Consider the following 19,269-nt stretch of genomic DNA (forward strand, 5'->3'; position numbering starts at 1 on the left):
ATCTGGCTGCTCTTTCTTATCTGCTTGCTGCTCCGCTTAGTCTAAACTCCAGTTGCTTGATTGTCAGCCAGGAAGCAGGGTTTTGGACGGTAAAGATCAGCGTTACCCTAAATAAAGCTCCCATAATTCATAGCTGCTGGTGAATCAAAGCAGTGGTAAGGGTTCGCACTAGAGGAGTATCGCTAAGTTGAACTAGGCGTTGGAGTCTTCGTAGGGCTTTAGAACTATAGAGCGATTGATTTTTGAGGGTCGGCATGGTTAGCTTCGTACCAAGGATGTATCCACCAAACGTTCTGCGAGAAACTAGCGATCGTAATCGCGATGTTTGGATTTGAATGATTGAGAGATGGCATGGGTCGCTGTTCTAAGCCAACATTTGTTCAATCAAAGGTGCGATAACTGCAATGTTTTTGACCCATTCATCCGAGAGAGAGAACCGCTGCTTCAAATAATTGGGATCGTTGTAACTTACCCAAACTTGGCTGTCAGCCGCTTCCCACGCCAGTATTTTCAGGGGTAAATCCAGGGCGATCGCAGGTTCTGCTACCATCAATAGCGTCCCAGCTTTCGGGTTGCCAAACAGCAATAACTGTGTTGGGTGCAAGTTTAACCCAACCTTTTCAGCTTCCAACCTTTGATCAATGCGGGCAAAGATAGTGATCTCTTTTGCCTGTAAAACGGAAACCAAGCGATCGATGGTTTCAGTAACCGAATACGGGCTGATCTGATTGATGATACCGTTTATTGCGCTCATAGTAATAGGCTTACTCCTTAGGTGAATGGCTTGGAGGAATACCTTGATACCTTAATTACGCCATTGCTTTGACAACGTCGTCTGTAGACAAAACAGCGTTAGCAAGATAGCCAAAGTTGATCAACGCGGCCTTATAGCCATCACCTAGCTCTGGATGCTGCGGAGCAGCCGTCGCATCCTTAACGACAAGGACTTCAAATCCTTGCTCTAGCAACTCGCGCAGATGAGCTTCAACGCAAAGATTGGCGAGCATGCCGAGTAAAATAACCTTGCTCATGTTGCGCTTACGTAGTTGCAAAACCAAGTTGTTGTTCTGTGGCCCATAGACTTTATGAGGATTGACGACGATGGTTTTGCCGTCTTCAATAAAGGGCTTATAGCGTTCGGGCCAATCGGCACCAGAACCCACAAATCCGTCGAGGCTTAGGGAACCAGTGCGAGCAAATTCCTTAACCTCAAGCATCATCTGCTCCAGATTGCCGGCAAATTTCCAGCCGTGGTCGGTGGGGTAGTAGTAGTGGGGAGAGATGAAAACTTCAAAGTCGTTCCGCTTTGCGGCTTTAAAGATGTGCTCAATGTTCTCAACGGTCTTGTTTGCTTTGACGCTATCCCCGACTAAATCCCAAGAAACTCCTGTTTCACGCAAAACATCGTTTTGTGGATCAATCACAACGATTGCGGTGTCGGTCTTGTTGATATTCATGATTGTCCTTGCGATCGCCACTAAATGCCTTTAAATCTGTGCCATCCCGCCATCAACAAATAACTCAATGCCGTTGACAAAGCTGCTATCGTCCGAAGCAAGAAAAACCACAGCTTTGGCAATCTCATCCGGTGTGCCAACTCGCCCGATGGGGATGCTGACGGCCTGGCTGTCCACAAATTCCTTTATCTGCTGCTCATTCAGCCCAAGCAGCTCGTAGCCTGGCGTCAGCACCACGCCGGGGCTAAGGGCATTCACCCGAATCTTGCGATCCTTGAGGTCGAGTGTCCAATTGCGGGCAAACGATCGCACCGCCGCTTTGGTCGCGCTGTACACGCTGAAGGCTGGCGTGCCTTTGACCGAAGCCGTTGAGGCATTCAGAATGATTGAAGTTCCCTCTGGCATTAGAGGCAGAGCTTTCTGCACAGTAAATAACAGACCTTTGACGTTGGTGTTGAACGTTTTGTCAAAGTGTTCTTCAGTAATTGAGCCGAGCGGGACGACCTCTCCTCCCCCTGCATTGGCGAAGACCACATCCAATCGACCTTGCTTTTGCTTGATTGTAGTGAACAAGCGATCGAGGTCTGCCATATTAGAGACGTCGCTCTGCACCCCCACAACATTTTCACCAAGCGCATCTACAGCAGCATCTAGTTCACGCTGGCGGCGGCCTGTGATAAAGACATAGGCTCCTTCGGCAATAAAGGCCTTAGCAGTAGCGAGCCCGATGCCGCTGGTGCCGCCGGTGATAAGCGCAACTTTTCCTTCTAACTTTTTCATGATCATTAGCCTTGCAAAGAATAATTGGTTTTGAGCGTGCTATTCGTACCAAAGATCAGGAACAGAGATCACACTGCCGCTGTTTCAATCAGTTTGGCAAGCTCATTGGGATGAGAAACAGGGAAACGTGACTAGAGTTGACTTCAATTGTTTTAGCCCCCATCTATCGAGCCATAAATCGCTGGAGGTCAGGATTAATAGCCCGCTCGGCTTGAGTTACGAGGTACCAAGAAAGAATGGTTTTTCAGGCGGTTTCATTCATAGATTGGTCAAAAGCTGTGCTAGCAATTGGCTTTTAGGTGACCGCCATGATCTGCACCTCAGCATCCGGTATATCCTGAGCAGACAGATCGTAAAATCTATTGCGATCAGCATAGAGAAAATTTGCTACATCAGACACAATTGCCGTGCTGGTTGAATCTGCTGCGTATCTACGATTCAACCGCTCACCGTTTCACCAACATCCGGTGCGAAACACCGCCAATTTTTAATGTTCATCAGTTTTTCCTTGCTATGGCGCAGTTGCAGCATGCTCGATGATCTCAGCGACCGCATCCGAATGAGAAATCATCACGACATGAGATGAGCCACTTACAACAACGGTTTCCTTTGAGTTGGCTCGCTCCGCCATGAAAGCATGCACCGCTGCTGGAATGTTCAAGTCCCGTTCGCCATAAATAAACCAGGATGGGATAGATTTCCATGCAGGCGCACCGGAGGCTTCAGTAAACGCGGCTTCCACAATCGGACGCTGGGTACTAGCCATCAGTTCCGCGTCACTAGCGGGCAGATCCGCAGCAAATTGGGCATGGAACTTGCTCTGCTGAATGTATAGGTCTTTGCCACCATCGGGCAGGACAACCGGCGGTGCGAGGGTCGGCGTGAGCGTGCTGCCCGGATAACGTCCTGAGAGTTCGGCGGCAGTCTCGCCTTCGTCAGGAGCAAAGCCAGCAACGTAGACCAGTGCTTTCACATTGTTGTTACCATTAACCGCATTGGTCGTTACCGAACCTCCGTAGGAATGTGCAACCAGCACGATGGGACCATTGATGTCTTTAAGGACGCTAGCAACATAGTCTGCATCACTCTTAACGCCACGTAGGGGATTAGCCACAGCAACCGTTGGGTAACCTTTCGGAATCAGTTTGGCCAATACACCATTCCAACTGGAAGACTCGGCGAACGCGCCATGAACAAACACGATCGTGGGTTTATTGGCTTGTGCACTAGCAGTATTCATGATGGCTCCCAGAGAGGTGATTGTAATAGTTCCTAAAAAGAGGATGATAATCAGAACCAGGCGAATGCCGTTTCTGAAGGTAGGCATATTCATGTTGTAATTTCCTCTGAGTTATTTCGTTGGATAGATTGCAACCGTGACGTGAGAAATTGACGGATGTGGGTTGCGATAATGTTCGCGGAGCATGTGCTTTACATTCAGCGCTGCGAAGTGTCGATCGCATCGTTTCACCGACCTGATTCATCGCTTAAGATCGGGCACTGTGAACGTCACTGTTTCGCTGGTAATCACTTTGTGCGTAGGATCTGCTAGTTCGATCAGCACCTTGTGTAAACCAGGTTCCAGACCAACTAGAATGATTGTTTCACCACTGGCATCGACAAAGTGCCACGGCGCGTCATCAACGGTGATGTGGATATGTCCGATACGAGGCGATACATCGAGCGCACCTTTGCCGAACACGAGCAACACGCGCAAATTCTCCGTTCGATACTGAATGAAGACACGTCCCTGGGACAGCGGTTCGGGAAGTGGCGGATCAACAATTAGCTTGGGTGGTGCTTCGTTTTCGAGCGCGATCAGCGGAGATGAGCCGATGATGTCCTTGGCGCTTGGGGTGTAATTGATCATTATTGATAGGTATTTGAGAGAGGAAGAGGAACGCGGAATGGGAAACGCGGTGACGCGAAATTGAATGAAACTTCTCCGTGTCCCCGCGTCTGCGTATCCTCTTATTGCAGGTGTTTCTTCAATTCAGCAGCAGCCTGAACAAACAGAGAACGAACTGCCGGAACCTCGGCTAAACCAGTCAGCAGCCCAAAATCATGAATCATGCCGTTGTAACGCACGGTTGTCACTGTCACTCCAGCCTCATCGAGCTTGCGTCCATAAGCCTCGCCACCATCACGCAAAATATCACTCTCTGCCACCTGAATTAACGCTGGAGGCAAGCCTTTCAGTTGCTCAACCGTCGCCTGTAGGGGAGAGGCATAGATATCCTTGCGCTTTTCTGGGTCAGGGATGTACATGTCATACATCCACTTCATCCCTGGTGTAGTTAAGAAACGTTTGTCACCAAATTGATGATAAGAATCCGTTTCAAAACTAGCGTCTACAATCGGCCACATCATAATTTGCAACTTGATGTGTGGTCCTCCTTTTTCTTTCGACTGCAAAGCAGTTACTGCTGTCATATTTCCGCCAACACTGTTGCCGACAACTGCCAGGTTTTTACCATCAACTCCAATTTCTTCCCCGTGCTCAGCGACCCATTTAGTGGCAGCATAGATCTCATTAATTGCTTGTGGATACTGAGCATCTGGCGTGCGCGTGTAGTTGACAAAGACACCCGCAAACCCAGAAAGCACAACGAGATTGCGAACCATGTGCTTGTGCGTTGGGTAATCGCCCAATACCCAACCGCCGCCATGAATAAAGATGAAAACAGGCAATATGCCTTCGACCCCTTCAGGTCGCACGATATTGAGTGTAATCGTGTAACCATCAGCAGTAATCGTCTTCTCAGACTCTTCAATGCCGGAAAGATCGACTGGAACAGAAGCCTGTGCATCCACGAGTACTTGACGTGCTTCGGATGGAGGTAATGTCTCTAGAGGCACACCTCCTGAATTTAGCTCCTTCAAAAATGCCTTTACCTCCCTGGAAAGACGTGGATCATCTGCAACTTCCAAAATCTTTGCTGTTGGTGAGTTTACTTGAGCAACCATGATATTCTCCTTCGATAAGTAGTAAACAATTTGTTGAAATAACACTGTCAAGTGAGTTGATTTAACAGTGATGTTTGACCAGCAGTGATTGTGGAATGGCAATCACTTTCTACTGACATCTTTTCTCAGTCAGAACGATTTGTTACTGGTGAAAAAGCTGTTGACCTAGCGGATTGCTGCCCCGATGGTTGTTTCCACACCGCAGCCGCATAGAGCGAGTTCTCGAAATCGGGGGCAATATCGCCTGTGATCCTTGCCTCATGATGCGCCCAGTCCTTAAAGAACAAGTCGTGACTGATGCGCGATACGATTGCAGGTACGTCACGGCGGATGCTGTGAATGTCACCCACTGGCAAACCGAAGCTAACTAAACCAGCCGGATTAAAGACGTGAATGTCTTTCAGATAAGGGGCAGTGCCAAGTACTTTCTCTTGGTATTCGTGGGCGTTACCAAGGTAAGGGTGCATCCCCAGATTGTCGTCGCGCAAGTCTTCTGGTGGCTCGTAGCGATCGCGCCAGAGGGCAATATGCTGAGCGAAGTCGGCTAGTTCGGGACGCTGTGTTGGGTCAACGAAGTAACCCGTGCCAGCGATCGCAAAATCAAACTCGAAAACATCATCGTTCACCTGGATGGCAATGCGTTCGCCCTTGGCGGCGGCTTCCGCATCACCCATTTTCCGTGCCGATTTCCAAGGTGCAGATAGGTGGATGTGAAAGTTTGGGAATGCGATCGCTCGCTCAATCGACTTTGGTGGTGGTGCGGTGCCTGCTTGATGAAAGCGCCAAGCCTGTAACCAGCGGGCTGAATCGGGTAGTTGGGGATAGTTGTCGTAAGCGCCAGGGTAATCTCGTACCCGGAGTAATGACAGCGATGCGATCGCCGATCGCCGTACAAATAGGTGTACTGCCTTAGCGCCTGATTCCAGCGCCACTCCTGCTGCATCGAAAGCTGAAGCCGCCGCACCTAGCACTGCCACAGTTTTGCCGCGCAGTGCTTCAAAATCAATGGCATCGACGGTATGGGCGTACAGCGTGCGGGGTAAGTCAGCCAATACTGGAGGTATGTATGGACCACCAGTGCCAGCCACGCCATTGGCGAAGATAATTTTGCGCGTAGTCTCCACCTGCGGGACACCGTTTACCTCAAAGTGTAGACGGAAGAAACCTGTGGCTGGCTCTATCCGCACCAACTTCGTTTGGTAACGAACCTGGATACCGAGAAAATGCCGATACCAACTGAGGTACTCAGCCCAATCCACCCGCTCAATGCGATCGATCTCCGCATAGGCTGCCGCACCGTGTCGAGCTTCGTACCAGGCTTGGAAGGACAATTCTGGGATTCCTAGTTCTGGACCAGGCAGATTCTTTGGCGTGCGGAGCGTTCTCATCCGTGCTCGCGTCAACCACACCCCTGCATGAGCTTCGTCATCTGCTGCATCGATCTCCGTCACGCGCCCGATTCCAGCACGCCGTAGTGCAAATACAAAGGTGCTACCGCTGCCGCTGCCACCGATTATCGTGACATTGTGATCAATACCAGGGCGATCGGGTACCCAGTTCTCGGGATCGGGACCAAGCAGGCGCAGCGCTTCGCAGGCAGCAAAATTGGAATCGATCGTTGTTGTCATGTCGATCTCCTCAGCTCTTGTTGAGATGGATGAAAAATGGAATAGCAAACAACCAAGCTGTTGTCAGGTTCTTGTTCGCAGATTCAGATTCGAATTTGTTTGTATGTTCTTAATGTAAAAGGCAACCTCAAATCTGTCGCCAATTCAGGGTTTATGTTTTGAACCACAAGATGATCGCTATTTGAGCAACCTCAGGTGCTGGCATAACACCCACCTTAAGTTTAGGTTTATCACCCATTTCAAGTTCACATAACTAAGCTACAAGCTAGCGATTCCTCGCTTCAGAGCAATAATGGTCGCTTGTGTGCGGTCTTTCGCTCCCAGTTTGCTCAAGATGTGGTTGATGTTCGATTTAACAGTGCTTTCAGCAATATTTAAGGCAGCGCTGATTTGCAGATTGCTCATCCCCTGAGCTACCAATTGAAGGACTTCTAGTTCGCGATCGCTCAACTCTCGATGGTTTATCCGCTGCGCTAGTTTAGCGCCAACGTGAGCGGGAATGTATTGCTGACCCCTATGAACAACATGAATGGCACTGAGGAGTTCCTCAGGTTCGGCATCCTTGAGCAGATAGCCCTTGGCTCCGGCGCGTAATCCTCGATAGATATCTTCATCCCCATCGTAGGTTGTCAGGATAATAATGTGTGCGTGGGCAAACTCAGCACAAATTGCCATCGTTGCATCCACACCACTCACCTGCGGCATCCGTAAGTCCATTAAGGTGACATCAGGCTGTAGCTGGCGATATTGGTCGATCGCTTCCTGTCCATTGCCCGCTTGACCCACCAACGTCATATCTGGTTGATTGTCAATCATTGCAACCAGTCCTTGTCGCACAATTGCGTGGTCATCAATAATCAAAACGCGAATAGCTGTAGGCTGACTCATGTTGCTGACTCCCGCTGTACAGATACGATCACTGTTGTTCCCTGCCCCAATTGGCTCTCAATCGAGAGCAGTGCGCCAATGTGTTCTGCTCGTTCGGTCATACCCGATAAACCAAATCCTCGACTGATAGTGGTAGGACTAACTTCAAACCCGCGTCCATTGTCTTTAATGCGTAAATAGCACGAGGCGGGTTCATAAACTAATTCAATCCGGATTTCGTTCGCGTGAGCATACTTGACTGCATTGGTGAACGCTTCCTGTCCAATTCTCAAGAGGTTATTCTCAGCGTCAGGGGGCAACGTATAGGGCGTGCCGATCACCTCATAAGTCAGGCGGGCCTCTGTTGAGGATTGCATCGTGGCAACAAATTGCTCCAGCGCTGTCCAGAGGTTGCCATCTTCTAGTAACTGAGGACGCAGTGCTGCAACGGAACGTCGAGCCTCTATCAGTCCGTTACGAGCTAGCTCACGCACGATATCAATATGAGTTTGTATGGCTTCTGGTTTAATGGTCACTAACTGAGAAACGGTTCCCATGTGAACCAGAACACCTGTAAAGGCTTGCGCTAGCGTGTCGTGAATCTCGCGTGCCATGCGGTTACGTTCTTCTAAAATTGACGCTGCTTCAGCACGTTTGCGTTCACGTAGTGCAGCGTCTCGCTGTTCGCTAACATCCAAAATCACTCCCAACATTCGTACAGGTTGTCCTGCTCCGTTGTAAATGCCTCGACCCCGGCCAACTAGCCAGTGAACACTTCCATCTGGATAGAGCACGCGATATTCAGCTTCAAAATCGGTATGTGTTGCCAGTGCGAGCGCAACTGCTTGCTCGACTCGCTCAACATCCTCTGGGTGAACCCGATCGCGCCATACTTGATAGCTGCTCTCCACTTCGTTAGAAACTAACCCCAGCAATCGAGCGTGGTTATCATTCCACTCGGTTGTATTCTTCAAAATATTCCAGTTCCAACTGCCGATATGGGTCAAGTCCATTGTCAGCCTGCGTTGCTCTTCACTGTATCGCAGAGCGCTTTCCACTCGTTGACGCTCTTCAATCTCTTGAGAAAGCAGCAACGTTCGCTCAGTGACTTGCTGTTCTAAGGTCTGACTATATTCGGCTAAAAGCTTCTCTGCTTGCTTGCGGTCGGTGATGTCTTGAAAGGCGGCGATCGCATACAAAATGTTGCCAGACTCATCAAAAATTGGAGTCCCCCAACTTTCAATCGGAATAATCCGATTCCCCTGGTGAATTTCGATATCATCCACCCTGCCCTGTTCACCGTTTAGTGCTCGTATCATCATCAGTTGTTCAGTTGGGTAAGGGCGATCGGTTCCTGCCACATAAAGTTGATAGACCTCGACAATTTGCTCTGGGGTAATAGACGGCAGCACACCTTTGCCCAAGAGTTGGATTGCCTTCTGATTTGCGTAATAAGGGCGACCCGTTGCGTCCAGAACCGTGATTCCTACCGGAACCGACTCCAAAATTTTCTGGAGGCGGGTTTCACTTTGGGCAAGGGTCTGGTTTAAAGACTGCATTTTGGCAAATGCGATTTGAAGCTGGTGTGCCATCTGGTTGAACGATCGAGCCAGTTCGCCCAAATCGCCCGATCGCTCAATTTCTACCGTCTGATTCCATTCCCCGTCTGCTAGCGCTTTTGCCGATTGACTGACGCTAACGATCGGTTTAGTGATCCAGCGGGCAATCAAAATGCAGATCACAATGCTAAGCAGCAAAGCCGCAATACAAAGCAGAATCGTCGTCTGAATGCTCTGATTAATCTTTGCCATGAAATCGGATTCAGGCAACACCGTAACAATCAGCCAATCCAGCCCACGAGTATCTTTGAATGGCATTACCTGAATTAACTGCCGCCTGCCATCGAGATCAAAATCAAGCTGTTCCGCAGTTTGGATCTGCCACAAATTGCTGAAATGTTCGCGCAAATAGGCAGCAGTCGCTCGTACGGTAGGGTTACGGCTCTCAACTGCGGACAATCGATTTGCCACCGCTCCACTACTGATAACCGCCTCTCCGGTGGAGGTGGCAACCAGTTGTCCTGAGCGCTCTAAAATAAAGGCGATGCCTGTCTTGCCGATTTGCAGGCTCGCCAAAAAACGACTCATCTCATTCGGCAGAAATACATCGGTGGCACAGACTCCCAACAGCGATCGATCAGTAGTGCTATAGACAGGCGTACTGGCAGTGATCGTTGGCAATTGGCTGGCAAAGTCGGCATAGATTCCACTCCAAACGGGTTCGCCTGCCGTCACCGCTGCTTTGAACCAGGGACGAAGCCGTGCATCAAAGGGTTTGTTGCCTTGACTGACTAACTGATCTCCCTGACCGTTGCGATCAAGACTGTAGCCGTAGAGTTTATGATCTGTAGTAACGTTACTCGATCGCAGTTCAATGGACCGATCGGCAGGGCTACGTCGCACCCCTAGAAGAGAACCGGTGCGATCGCCACAGTAGATATCACTCACCATTGGATAAATCTGAATTTGCTGCCAGAGGGGAAACTCACCTTTGACTGCACTAGGGACAATTTTTCCCTGAGCGAAGGTACTGGCATTAAGCCGATTGATGTTATGGGGTATCTCGGTATAGGTTTGTAGTTTGCCTTCGATCCGGTTCGTCAGTTCGCGTCGCAGTTGACTGGCGAGATCGTTGATGGCTTCCTGCCTATTTCTGAAGGAAAAATACCCTACTAAGCCAACCGTCACAAACGTTTGCAGCATAAACGGCACAATCAAAACCGTCTGCAATGGCACCGTTCTAGAAACTCGAGCTACAGCTTGCTTGAGGAACATATTGGGTAAGGAAATCATGATAAGAGCCGCACTGATGCAGTTGATTATCGAAACTACTAGTCGTGGAAAGCTTCAGCGAACGTGCTACCGCACGGGCTGCGCCAACGCAACGAGTAGTGGCTCAAGCTCTAAATCGTTTCCATAACGCACACCGTTGATAAATAAAGCTGGAATGCTAACCACCCCGCTCTCTATTCCGCTGGCAATGTCTTGATCGATGTGATCAAGGTACACTTTCCGGGCAATGTCTCGAATAAACTGAGTCACATCAAGTCCCAAATTGTCAGCGTATTCTGCTAAATCCCCATCTCCCAGCTCTTGCTGATGCTTCAATAACATCTCGTGCATCTGCCAAAACTGCCCCTGTGCTGCTGCTGCTTCTGCCGCTGCTGCTGCCTTTTGAGCTTGAGGATGGATTTGAGGTTGAGGAAAATGTCGGAATATAAAGCATAAAGAACCTCTTCTAAACAAGGTCGCCTCAAACTGGCGTTGAATCGCCTGAATTGAGGTATAAAGTTCACCGCATTGAGGACATTGATAATCCCCATACTCAACAAGCACAACGCGGGCATTCAACTCTCCCTGTCGATGGTCTTGCTCAGAAGGGGGTACAACTAATTGATTGCGTTCACTCTGTATCTCCGTTAGATAATCGCTAAGGGCGTCGTCAGAAATAATATCGCTCATTCTAAATCTTTGAGGAAAAAAGATTCATCGCGTGTACTCTGAAATCTTTTCCCTTCAACCCCATAATCGTTTGTGTGGGTTTAGTGTATGAGGCTTGCTTAGGATTGTAGTCAATTTATGGTCTGTATTTTGATCAACTTGAGGAAGTAGAACGAACCGAACTTAAGTTGGGGTTTGGATCAAACTTAGGTTTAATTGTTTGCTTCGTAAACCGATATCCGTCGCTCTACAGTGATGACTGGCGACGATTGTTAATCCAGGCAGAAAACCATCTTTGTTTCTATAAGTTAGCAATTCCGCGTTTCAACGCAATAATCGCTGCTCGGGTGCGATCTTTGACGTCTAGCTTGCTTAAAATTCGGTTGATATGAGTCTTCACTGTACTTTCACTAATATTTAGAGCCGTGCTAATTTCCTGGTTGCTCATCCCCTGCCCGACTAACTGGAGAACTTCTAGCTCACGATCGCTCAGTTCTGGGGCAGTCATCCGCTGGGCTAGCTTAGCAGCCACATTGAGGGGAATGTACTGTTGCCCCCTGATCACTGTCCGAATTGCTGTTAATAGTTCTTCTGGCTCAGAGTCCTTCAGTAAATATCCCTTTGCTCCTGCTCGCAATCCTCGATAAATCTCTTCATCAGTGTCATACGTGGTCAGCACAATAATCCGGGCGTTAGGAAACTCACTGCAAATCACTGTAATCGCCTCAACGCCTCCCATCTCAGGCATCCGTAAATCCATCAAAGTCACATCAGGCTTCTCGTGCTGAAACACTTCAATCGCCTCATGCCCATTTCGCCCCTGACCAACAATGAAGATATCTGGAGCCTTCTCTAACATCCCGATCAAACCCTGGCGAACAACGGGATGATCGTCTACAACAAGAACGCGAATGCGGCTGGGCTGATTCATGCTGACTTACTCCCGATCAATAGATACCACGATCTCCGTCCCTTGCCCTAAGTGGCTTTGAATCTTTAGTTCAGCTTTAATGCGTTCAGCCCGTTGTGCCATCCCCAGTAGACCAAAGCCATTTCTCATCGCCTGGTTTTCTATATCAAATCCCTGCCCATTGTCTTTTATTCGTAAGATGCATTGGGTCGTTTCATAGACCAGTTCAATTCGGATTTCATGCGCTTCGGCATATTTGATTGCATTTGTCAAAGCTTCCTGCCCAATCCGAAACAGATTATTTTCCAAATCACAGGGTAAGGGATAGGCTGTACCAATGACTTCGTAGACGATTTGGGTTGCGATCGAGGAGTCCAATTGAGCAGTAAGACGGTTTAAGGCATCCTGTAGGTTGCTGCTCTCTAAAAGGTATGGGCGGTGTAGTGTCTCTACTGAACGACGTGCCTCCGCAAGTCCAGAACGAGCTAAGTCGAGGATCTGAGTGAGGAGAGTTTGCGCTTTTTCTGCATCCATCGTTACCTCATCGGAGGCAGATCGAGTATGAATGATAATACCTGTAAATGCCTGTGCTAAAGTGTCGTGGATTTCCCGTGCCATGTGGTTGCGCTCTTCTAGAATAGAGGCTGCTTCAGCACGTTTGCGATCGGTGATATCTCTTGCTAGCCAAATCACAGCATGGTCTGAAATGGGAGAAATACGAGTTGCAAACCAGGTTTCTCGTCTTTCCATCACCAAACTATACTCTACTGTCAGAGGTTGCTGAGTGAGCAATGCTTGCCGAATATAGTCAAGAAATATATCGGCTTGCGATCGCTCAAAGATTTCGTATAATGTTCGGCCCACCTGTTCATTGATCGGCTGATGTAACTTCTCTAAAAGGATTGCTCTCAAAATATTTCCTTCTGCATCCACCACCAAGAGCGGATCGGGCATGGCTGAAAAGAGCGCACGCAGTTCTGCTTCGCTTTGCTGTAAAGCTGCCGTTCGTTCTGCTACCTGTTGCTCTAGGGCACGGTTGTAATCAGCTAACAGTTTTTCCGATCGTTTCCGCTCCGTGATGTCTTGAAAAGCCACGATCGCGTAAGCCACGTTCTTATGTTCGTCAAAGACTGGAGTTCCCCATGCCTCAATAGGAATAATCGTCTCGCCTTGGTGAATCTCTAAATCATCGGTTCTTGTCCGTTCGCCCCTTAACGCTCGGACGATTGGCATCATCTCAGATGCACAGTTTTGATCCGTCCCAGCCCGATAAACTTGATAAACCTCTGCCAGCTGATCGGGTGTTACGGTAGGATCAACGCCTTTGCCTAATAGCTCAATGCCTTGTTGATTGACATAGTAAGGGCGACCCCCCGTATCCAAGACCCCAATTCCTACTGGAACCGCTTCTAGAAATTGATTGAGCTGATTTTTGCTATCGCTTAGCTTTGAGTAGAGTTTGGCATTTTCGATTGAAATGGCTGCTTGGGTTGATAACAGATGCAAAACCTGCGATCGCGTAGCGTCTCCTTCGGAGAATCGTTCTGGTGTGAAAGCTCCAGCCGCTAATTGGTTTTCCAGGTACAACACACCAACCAATTTACTTTGATTCAGCAGTGGCAAACAGAGTAGTGATTGAGTGTGGTTGCGTTGAATGTATGGATCGTTGATAAAATTCCCTTCACGAGTTGCATCACTTAAAATCACAGATTGATGAGTTCGGATCACATACTGAATGACTGATTCAGGCAAGCGGTTTACAACTGGAATCGATTGCAACACTTGCGTAGCAGACACTTGCTCACCCTCATTCAGTTCACAAGCAGCCTCAATCACCCATTCTCCTGAGTTTTCTAAAATCAAGCATCCGGTTTGTGCACCAGCGTTCTCAATTAGGATCTGCATTAGAGAATGGAGCAACCGCCCCAATTCAATTTCACTCGAAATTGCTTGAGTTGCTTTCATCACCGTCGCTAAATCGAGAGCAGTATGTGAGGTACTTGAAATGGTTCCGGTCGTGGTGCGAACTTGTGTAGAAACTACGTTAGAAGACTGAGGAAACAGTTGAGGATAACGAGTTTCTAAATCTCTAGCCTTTGCTGTTGCTCCCCATCGTTCATAGCAATAGTGAGCTTCCTTCATGTAAAGCTGGGCAAACTTTTCCAGACCTCGCGCTAAGTAGTGTTTGGCGGCTAATTCATAGGCCAATGCTTCTTCTTGCAGATACTCGTTGTTCTTAGCTCCTTGAATGGCTTGTTCATACAAGTTTTCTGCTACAGAAAGTTGACCCAAGACTCGCGCATTCTCTGCCTCAACGAGACAAAACTTGTGTAAGAAGTTTTCTGGACAACTATCTGACCATGCTTTCAAGCGCTCCTGATTTGATCGAATCTGCTCCAGCCCATCCCTTTGTTCTGCTTGAGATAGACTAGGATACAGGTTGAGTAGAATCAGAGAACCATAATAGAAATAACTACTGTAGGTTGTAAATCCTACGATAGAATTTAGGATCTTTCCCGCTTCAACGAGATAATAGCGACCTTGCTCAAAATCTGCTGTTAAACAGGAAAGATGCATTCTGAGAATGTAATAAAGACAAATTGAGAACTGTATTTGTGAGGTTTCACCCTGATGAACTATTTTTTCTGTCTCTCTGAGCGAGCGATCGTGTTCCTGTGCCGCTTGCCCTAAAGTAAGTTTTGCGATGAAAAATTTAGCTCCAGCCAGTGCTACCTTCGCAAGCTCATCCTGAATCTGCTCCGCTACCAGCTGATATTTTTTGTTGTCTTCTGCAACGGTTGTTAAATTTTCTCCTTGAAATAAGCGATTAAAAATGTTACCGACTAAGTTATAGGCTGCAAACTGTACATCTCCCGACTCCATGCTTGCCAAAAAACCTTTGTAATTGATTGTAGCTGCCCCTGCTAGAGGCTTTGACCAAACTTGAATAAAGCCTCCAAACAACATCTCAGCCTTACACTGCTGGGATTTACTGTTTAGCTTGTAGCTAAGCTGCACCGCCAAATCTGCAAACTCATAGCCTCGTTGATATTGTCCTTGCATCAAGCCTAAGAGAAGACCATAATTTGCATAAGCCTTAATAGACTCAGCAATATTTCCATGTTCAATGGAGAGACGAACTACTCTTAAACTGACGAAGCAGTAAAGTTCAATATTAGCCGTAATGTAAGTTGGTATATCTACAGCAATTAGCAATCTAATCATTGCTTGAATCACCGGATCACTCACTGTTGGTAAAGTTAAAAGCGAGGAAATTGAGCGATTTTCTAAGCTTTCGGCAACAGCAGCAAACTCTTCACGGACTAATTCTGTCAAATTCTTGCCTTTAATCTCAATCCCCAACTCATGCAATCCGATTAGACCTGTTTGAACTGCTTCCTCACATTCGCCTTGTAGGGTATATTGAGTGATTTGAAAAACATGAACATCTGCGCGATCGACGGCAGAAGAAATGCGTTCTAAAGCTACCTTGGTTGTGGCATTTAGTTGCTCATATCTAGCATTGCTCAACTGTGCTGCACAGAGAGTCCGATACAGGTTGAACATCAAGCCGTATTGACTCATCCAAGCCTCTGGTTCGAGCAAGCCAATGGCAGTCTCAAGATACCGAATCGCGGCTTCATAAGCTGTAGAAGAGATGGCTTTTTGAGCAGCAGCCAGATTAAGTCGTGCTATTTTCTCTTTTTCATCTTTCTGGGTCAGAAATGATTGACCGAAGTTGATGTGGTTGACAATATCAAAAAGCATCTCACTTTGTTCGATCTCAGGTAGCCTGCTGAGCAGGAGTTGTCCAATAGAGTAGTGCGTTACTTGCTTTTGATCATCAAGAATCAAAGCATAGGCAGCCTGCTGTACTCGGTCATGCAAGAACTTATATTCTTGAACTAACAAGTCCTCATCTAATTCAGACAGAGGTTGAATGAACCCTCCTTGTACCGCTGGTAGTAAATCCTGAAAAACCGTTTGGGGCGATTTCTTACACACGATCGCCAATGTAGCTAAATCAAATTCAGAGCCGATGCAGGCAGCTAACCGGAGGATTTGCTGGGTTTCTTCTGGTAGTTTCTTCAGCTTTAAGAGCATCAACTCCACCACATTATCAGTAATGTTTTGAGCTTTAATCTCAGCAATGTTCCATCGCCAGCTTAAATGTGATCCGTCAAAACTCAACAAACTTTCGCTATACAGCATTCTCAAAAATTCGCTGACAAAGAAAGGATTGCCCTCCGTTTTTCGTAACACCAACTGAGCCAGAGCACAAACGGTTTCAGCATCCTGATGCAGCGTCTCAACAATCAGCTGACTCAACGGTTCCAGCGTTAAAGGTGCTAGGACAATCTCCTGAAGCACCGCCCCTTGTTGTCGCAGCCTTTCCAGCATTAATACTAATGGATGCGTTGAGTTTACTTCATTATCTCGATAGGCTCCAATTAAAAATAGATATTGAGTCTGTTCATCCAGCATCATCAGTTCGATTAATTTGAGTGAGGCTGAATCGATCCACTGCAAATCATCTAAGAAGATCACGAGCGGATGCTCCTTAGAACAAAACACTCGAATAAACTGCTGAAAAATGCGATTGAAACGATTCTGAGCTTCCACAACTCCCACTTCCGGTACGGGCGGCTGCTTACCCGTAATCAACTCCACTTCTGGGATCACATCAATTATGATTTGCCCGTTACTTCCCAAAGCTGCAAGTAGGCGCGATCGCCACTGTTGCACCTGCTCATCGGGCTTACTAAGGAGTTGCTGCACCAATTTTCGTAGGGCATCGACGATGGCACTATAGGGAACATTGCGCTGGAACTGGTCAAACTTACCAGAGATAAAATAACCGCGCTTTGCTGTGATGGGTTTGTAGAGTTCTTGTACTAACGCCGATTTACCCACTCCAGAATAGCCAGAGACTAACAGCATTTCAGCAGACGTTGGAACATTATCACTCCCTACATCTCCGTGTCTCTCTATCTCCGTGTCACTTCCCCCTGTTACTCTCTCAAATGCTGCCAATAATGCGGCTGTCTCCATGTCGCGTCCATACAACTTCTGGGGAATTTGAAACTGGTCTGAAGTATCTTGCAGCCCCAGTCGGATGTAATTAATTTGACCGCTTGCTGCTAATTGTTCAGCACACTGTTCCAAATCTGCTTTGATGCCCCAAGCGCTTTGATAGCGATCCTCCGCATTCTTCGCCATTAATTTTAAGATGATATCTGAAACGGCTTCAGGGATTGTTCCATTGAGTTCATACAGTGGAGTAGGCTGTTTAGCAATGTGACAGTGAACTAACTCTAAGACATCTGTTGTGGGAAACGGCAGTTGTCCAGTTAGCAGCTGGTAGAATGTCACCCCGAGTGAGTAAAAATCGGTGCGGTAGTCGATCGTCCGGTTCATCCGCCCGGTTTGTTCTGGAGAAAGGTAGGCGAGTGTGCCTTCTAAAACATGCGGACTTTTGAACGTCGGATTTGTGCGACTGAACTGAGTGGCAATGCCAAAGCCAATGATTTTGACAACACCCGTATCGGGATTCAGAACAATGTTTCCAGGATTAATGTCCTTGTGAATAACATGAGCAGCATGAATTTTGCCTAGAATATCTGTGAGGTTGATGGCAAACTGGAGAAACGTGTCTAAGGGCATGAAACAGGAGCCTGAACGTTGTTGTATCCAGTAATCTAAGGACTCACCCCCAAAGTCCTCTAGCAGGGTAACGAGGGTACGCTGATACGCTTGCTGGCTGTAAGCTTTGATCACGCCTTCTAGATTTAGAGAACGGATAATCGCATATTCCTGCCTATAGCGCGTTAATTCTTGAGGGGAAGGATAATCTTGCTTCAGTACCTTGATGACAAGCGCTCGGCCATCCTCCTCATTCATGCCTCGATAGACCAGAGACACTGAGCTCTCGTAGCTCTTGCGTTGAATGGTAACTCCAGGTAAAGCAATCATTTGAATTTTCTCCTGATGAAGTCATCCCTCAGATCTAACAAGCAGCTACACTCATACCACCGTAGCGATCGCCTACCACTATCCCTTGTTGTTATAGCTATGTTCCATTCTTCAACATTCGTTCAACTCACACCACTTAGGTTCGTTTAAGTTCACTTGAGTTCATCAAGTTGACCCCCAACTTAATGCGGTTGTGTCGCAAAAAAACTAGGGTAGCAAAGCCAACTAGAGAATTAACCACAAATTTCGATAAGCTATGAACGGGATGTGATTCGCCGAGACGTATGGCACGAAGTAGCCCCCAACCAATAGCGACGAAAGCAAAAGGGCTCAAGTGTGTCCGCCGCAAGTGCCCCAACTGTGGCAGCTTGAGGTTGTGTCGCAAAAACTTATAAAGGACAAACGCTCGGTATCGTTGGCATTCCCTTAAGCAGCAATTCCAAAAATCGCTTCGATAAATTTCACTTCAGACACACTGTCCCCTTGGTTGACTCCTTTTACTTGTCCTTTGCGAATCATATTCATCGCTTCGATTCTGCTCAACGTTCTTCTTGCACTATTGAACGTCTTCAACCCCATCATCGGTTTTACAACTCGTTTAATATGACGATGATCCTGCTCAATGATATTGTTGAGGTATTTGCTCTGCCTTAATTCGGTCTCTTGTTCAATCGTCTCTTCTGCTTTGAGCACCTCCAGTGCCACTGGATAAGCAGCATTCTTGTCCACTGTAATGACTCTTGGAGGTTGGATGTGCTGACCCTTGAGCACTTTACGGAAAAATGGTGCCGCTGCCTTGCTATCCCGCTTTGCGCTTAGTATAAAGTTGAGGGTATTCCCCTCCGAATCGACAGCACGATACAGATATTTCCACGCTCCCCTGACTTTGATATACGTTTCGTCGGTTCTCCACGAATCGTTCGTCAGCTTGAGGTGGAGTCGAATCCGTTGGTCAAGTTCCGGAGCGTACTTCAACACCCAACGATTGATCGTGGAATGGTCTACTTCCACCCCTTGCTCCTGCATCATCTCCTCTAGATCCCGGTAGGATAAGGCGTAGCGACAGTACCACCGCAGGTAGTGCTCAAGATGTAATGATAGAAGAGTAAAGTTCATTTTCGAATGCTCTTTGTTTGCTCATGCCTGCTTGTCCCCTCTGTGCCTCCTCCCGAACGGTCAAAAACGGT

General features: G+C 47.7%; 13 protein-coding genes. All 13 read right to left on the minus strand.

Annotated elements, in window-relative coordinates; translation table 11 throughout:
• Positions 1-364: 364 nt before the first annotated feature.
• The 13 genes from NDA01_RS25190 to NDA01_RS25250 all read right to left on the minus strand — a co-directional run bounded on the left by NDA01_RS25190 (position 365) and on the right by NDA01_RS25250 (position 19,198).
• A complete protein-coding gene (locus NDA01_RS25190) occupies positions 365-754 on the minus strand; it encodes a DUF302 domain-containing protein (protein ID WP_190553887.1) in 390 nt (129 codons plus the stop codon).
• A gap of 55 nt (positions 755-809) precedes the next feature.
• On the minus strand, positions 810-1,457 hold the full coding sequence (locus NDA01_RS25195; protein WP_190553888.1) for an isochorismatase family protein: 648 nt from the start codon (positions 1,455-1,457) through the stop codon (positions 810-812).
• 30 nt (positions 1,458-1,487) lie between these two features.
• A complete protein-coding gene (locus NDA01_RS25200; protein ID WP_190553889.1) occupies positions 1,488-2,237 on the minus strand; it encodes an SDR family oxidoreductase in 750 nt (249 codons plus the stop codon).
• A gap of 511 nt (positions 2,238-2,748) precedes the next feature.
• Positions 2,749-3,477 carry an alpha/beta hydrolase gene (locus NDA01_RS25205; RefSeq protein WP_199296036.1) on the minus strand — a complete coding sequence of 243 codons (729 nt, stop codon included), beginning with the start codon at positions 3,475-3,477 and terminating at the stop codon, positions 2,749-2,751.
• Between the two features lie 240 nt (positions 3,478-3,717).
• Positions 3,718-4,107, minus strand: coding sequence for a DUF6130 family protein (locus NDA01_RS25210; protein ID WP_190553890.1), 390 nt, complete (start codon positions 4,105-4,107; stop codon positions 3,718-3,720).
• A 101-nt stretch (positions 4,108-4,208) separates the two neighbouring features.
• On the minus strand, positions 4,209-5,204 hold the full coding sequence (locus NDA01_RS25215; protein ID WP_348230150.1) for an alpha/beta hydrolase: 996 nt from the start codon (positions 5,202-5,204) through the stop codon (positions 4,209-4,211).
• A 125-nt stretch (positions 5,205-5,329) separates the two neighbouring features.
• The gene (locus NDA01_RS25220; RefSeq protein ID WP_190441390.1) at positions 5,330-6,832 is read right to left on the minus strand and encodes a SidA/IucD/PvdA family monooxygenase; all 1,503 of its coding nucleotides are present in this window, start codon (positions 6,830-6,832) and stop codon (positions 5,330-5,332) included.
• 258 nt (positions 6,833-7,090) lie between these two features.
• Positions 7,091-7,720 carry a response regulator gene (locus tag NDA01_RS25225; protein WP_190441393.1) on the minus strand — a complete coding sequence of 210 codons (630 nt, stop codon included), beginning with the start codon at positions 7,718-7,720 and terminating at the stop codon, positions 7,091-7,093.
• Positions 7,717-10,551, minus strand: coding sequence for a PAS domain-containing protein (locus tag NDA01_RS25230; RefSeq protein ID WP_348230151.1), 2,835 nt, complete (start codon positions 10,549-10,551; stop codon positions 7,717-7,719). The genes NDA01_RS25225 and NDA01_RS25230 overlap by 4 nt, the downstream gene beginning before the upstream one ends.
• A 66-nt stretch (positions 10,552-10,617) precedes the next feature.
• Positions 10,618-11,220, minus strand: a complete 603-nt coding sequence (locus NDA01_RS25235; protein ID WP_190557201.1) for a DsbA family protein — start codon at positions 11,218-11,220, stop codon at positions 10,618-10,620.
• Between the two features lie 280 nt (positions 11,221-11,500).
• Positions 11,501-12,130, minus strand: a complete 630-nt coding sequence (locus tag NDA01_RS25240; protein WP_190557199.1) for a response regulator — start codon at positions 12,128-12,130, stop codon at positions 11,501-11,503.
• 6 nt (positions 12,131-12,136) lie between these two features.
• Positions 12,137-18,082 (minus strand): AAA family ATPase, encoded by a 5,946-nt coding sequence (locus NDA01_RS25245; protein WP_348230152.1) that lies wholly within the window; start codon positions 18,080-18,082, stop codon positions 12,137-12,139.
• A 426-nt stretch (positions 18,083-18,508) separates the two neighbouring features.
• Positions 18,509-19,198, minus strand: a complete 690-nt coding sequence (locus NDA01_RS25250) for an IS6 family transposase (protein ID WP_348230153.1) — start codon at positions 19,196-19,198, stop codon at positions 18,509-18,511.
• Positions 19,199-19,269: the final 71 nt, after the last annotated feature.

The sequence above is a fragment of the Trichocoleus desertorum AS-A10 genome, assembly GCF_039962155.1.
Taxonomy (GTDB): Bacteria; Cyanobacteriota; Cyanobacteriia; order FACHB-46; family FACHB-46; genus Trichocoleus.

What these genes read in the sequence shown, in the direction of transcription:
- NDA01_RS25190 (WP_190553887.1), bottom strand. Translation starts at nt 754, where the DNA reads ATGAGCGCAATAAACGGTATCATCAATCAGATCAGCCCGTATTCGGTT.
- NDA01_RS25195 (WP_190553888.1), bottom strand. Translation starts at nt 1,457, where the DNA reads ATGAATATCAACAAGACCGACACCGCAATCGTTGTGATTGATCCACAA.
- NDA01_RS25200 (WP_190553889.1), bottom strand. Translation starts at nt 2,237, where the DNA reads ATGAAAAAGTTAGAAGGAAAAGTTGCGCTTATCACCGGCGGCACCAGC.
- NDA01_RS25205 (WP_199296036.1), bottom strand. Translation starts at nt 3,477, where the DNA reads ATGAATACTGCTAGTGCACAAGCCAATAAACCCACGATCGTGTTTGTT.
- NDA01_RS25210 (WP_190553890.1), bottom strand. Translation starts at nt 4,107, where the DNA reads ATGATCAATTACACCCCAAGCGCCAAGGACATCATCGGCTCATCTCCG.
- NDA01_RS25215 (WP_348230150.1), bottom strand. Translation starts at nt 5,204, where the DNA reads ATGGTTGCTCAAGTAAACTCACCAACAGCAAAGATTTTGGAAGTTGCA.
- NDA01_RS25220 (WP_190441390.1), bottom strand. Translation starts at nt 6,832, where the DNA reads ATGACAACAACGATCGATTCCAATTTTGCTGCCTGCGAAGCGCTGCGC.
- NDA01_RS25225 (WP_190441393.1), bottom strand. Translation starts at nt 7,720, where the DNA reads ATGAGTCAGCCTACAGCTATTCGCGTTTTGATTATTGATGACCACGCA.
- NDA01_RS25230 (WP_348230151.1), bottom strand. Translation starts at nt 10,551, where the DNA reads ATGATTTCCTTACCCAATATGTTCCTCAAGCAAGCTGTAGCTCGAGTT.
- NDA01_RS25235 (WP_190557201.1), bottom strand. Translation starts at nt 11,220, where the DNA reads ATGAGCGATATTATTTCTGACGACGCCCTTAGCGATTATCTAACGGAG.
- NDA01_RS25240 (WP_190557199.1), bottom strand. Translation starts at nt 12,130, where the DNA reads ATGAATCAGCCCAGCCGCATTCGCGTTCTTGTTGTAGACGATCATCCC.
- NDA01_RS25245 (WP_348230152.1), bottom strand. Translation starts at nt 18,082, where the DNA reads ATGATTGCTTTACCTGGAGTTACCATTCAACGCAAGAGCTACGAGAGC.
- NDA01_RS25250 (WP_348230153.1), bottom strand. Translation starts at nt 19,198, where the DNA reads ATGAACTTTACTCTTCTATCATTACATCTTGAGCACTACCTGCGGTGG.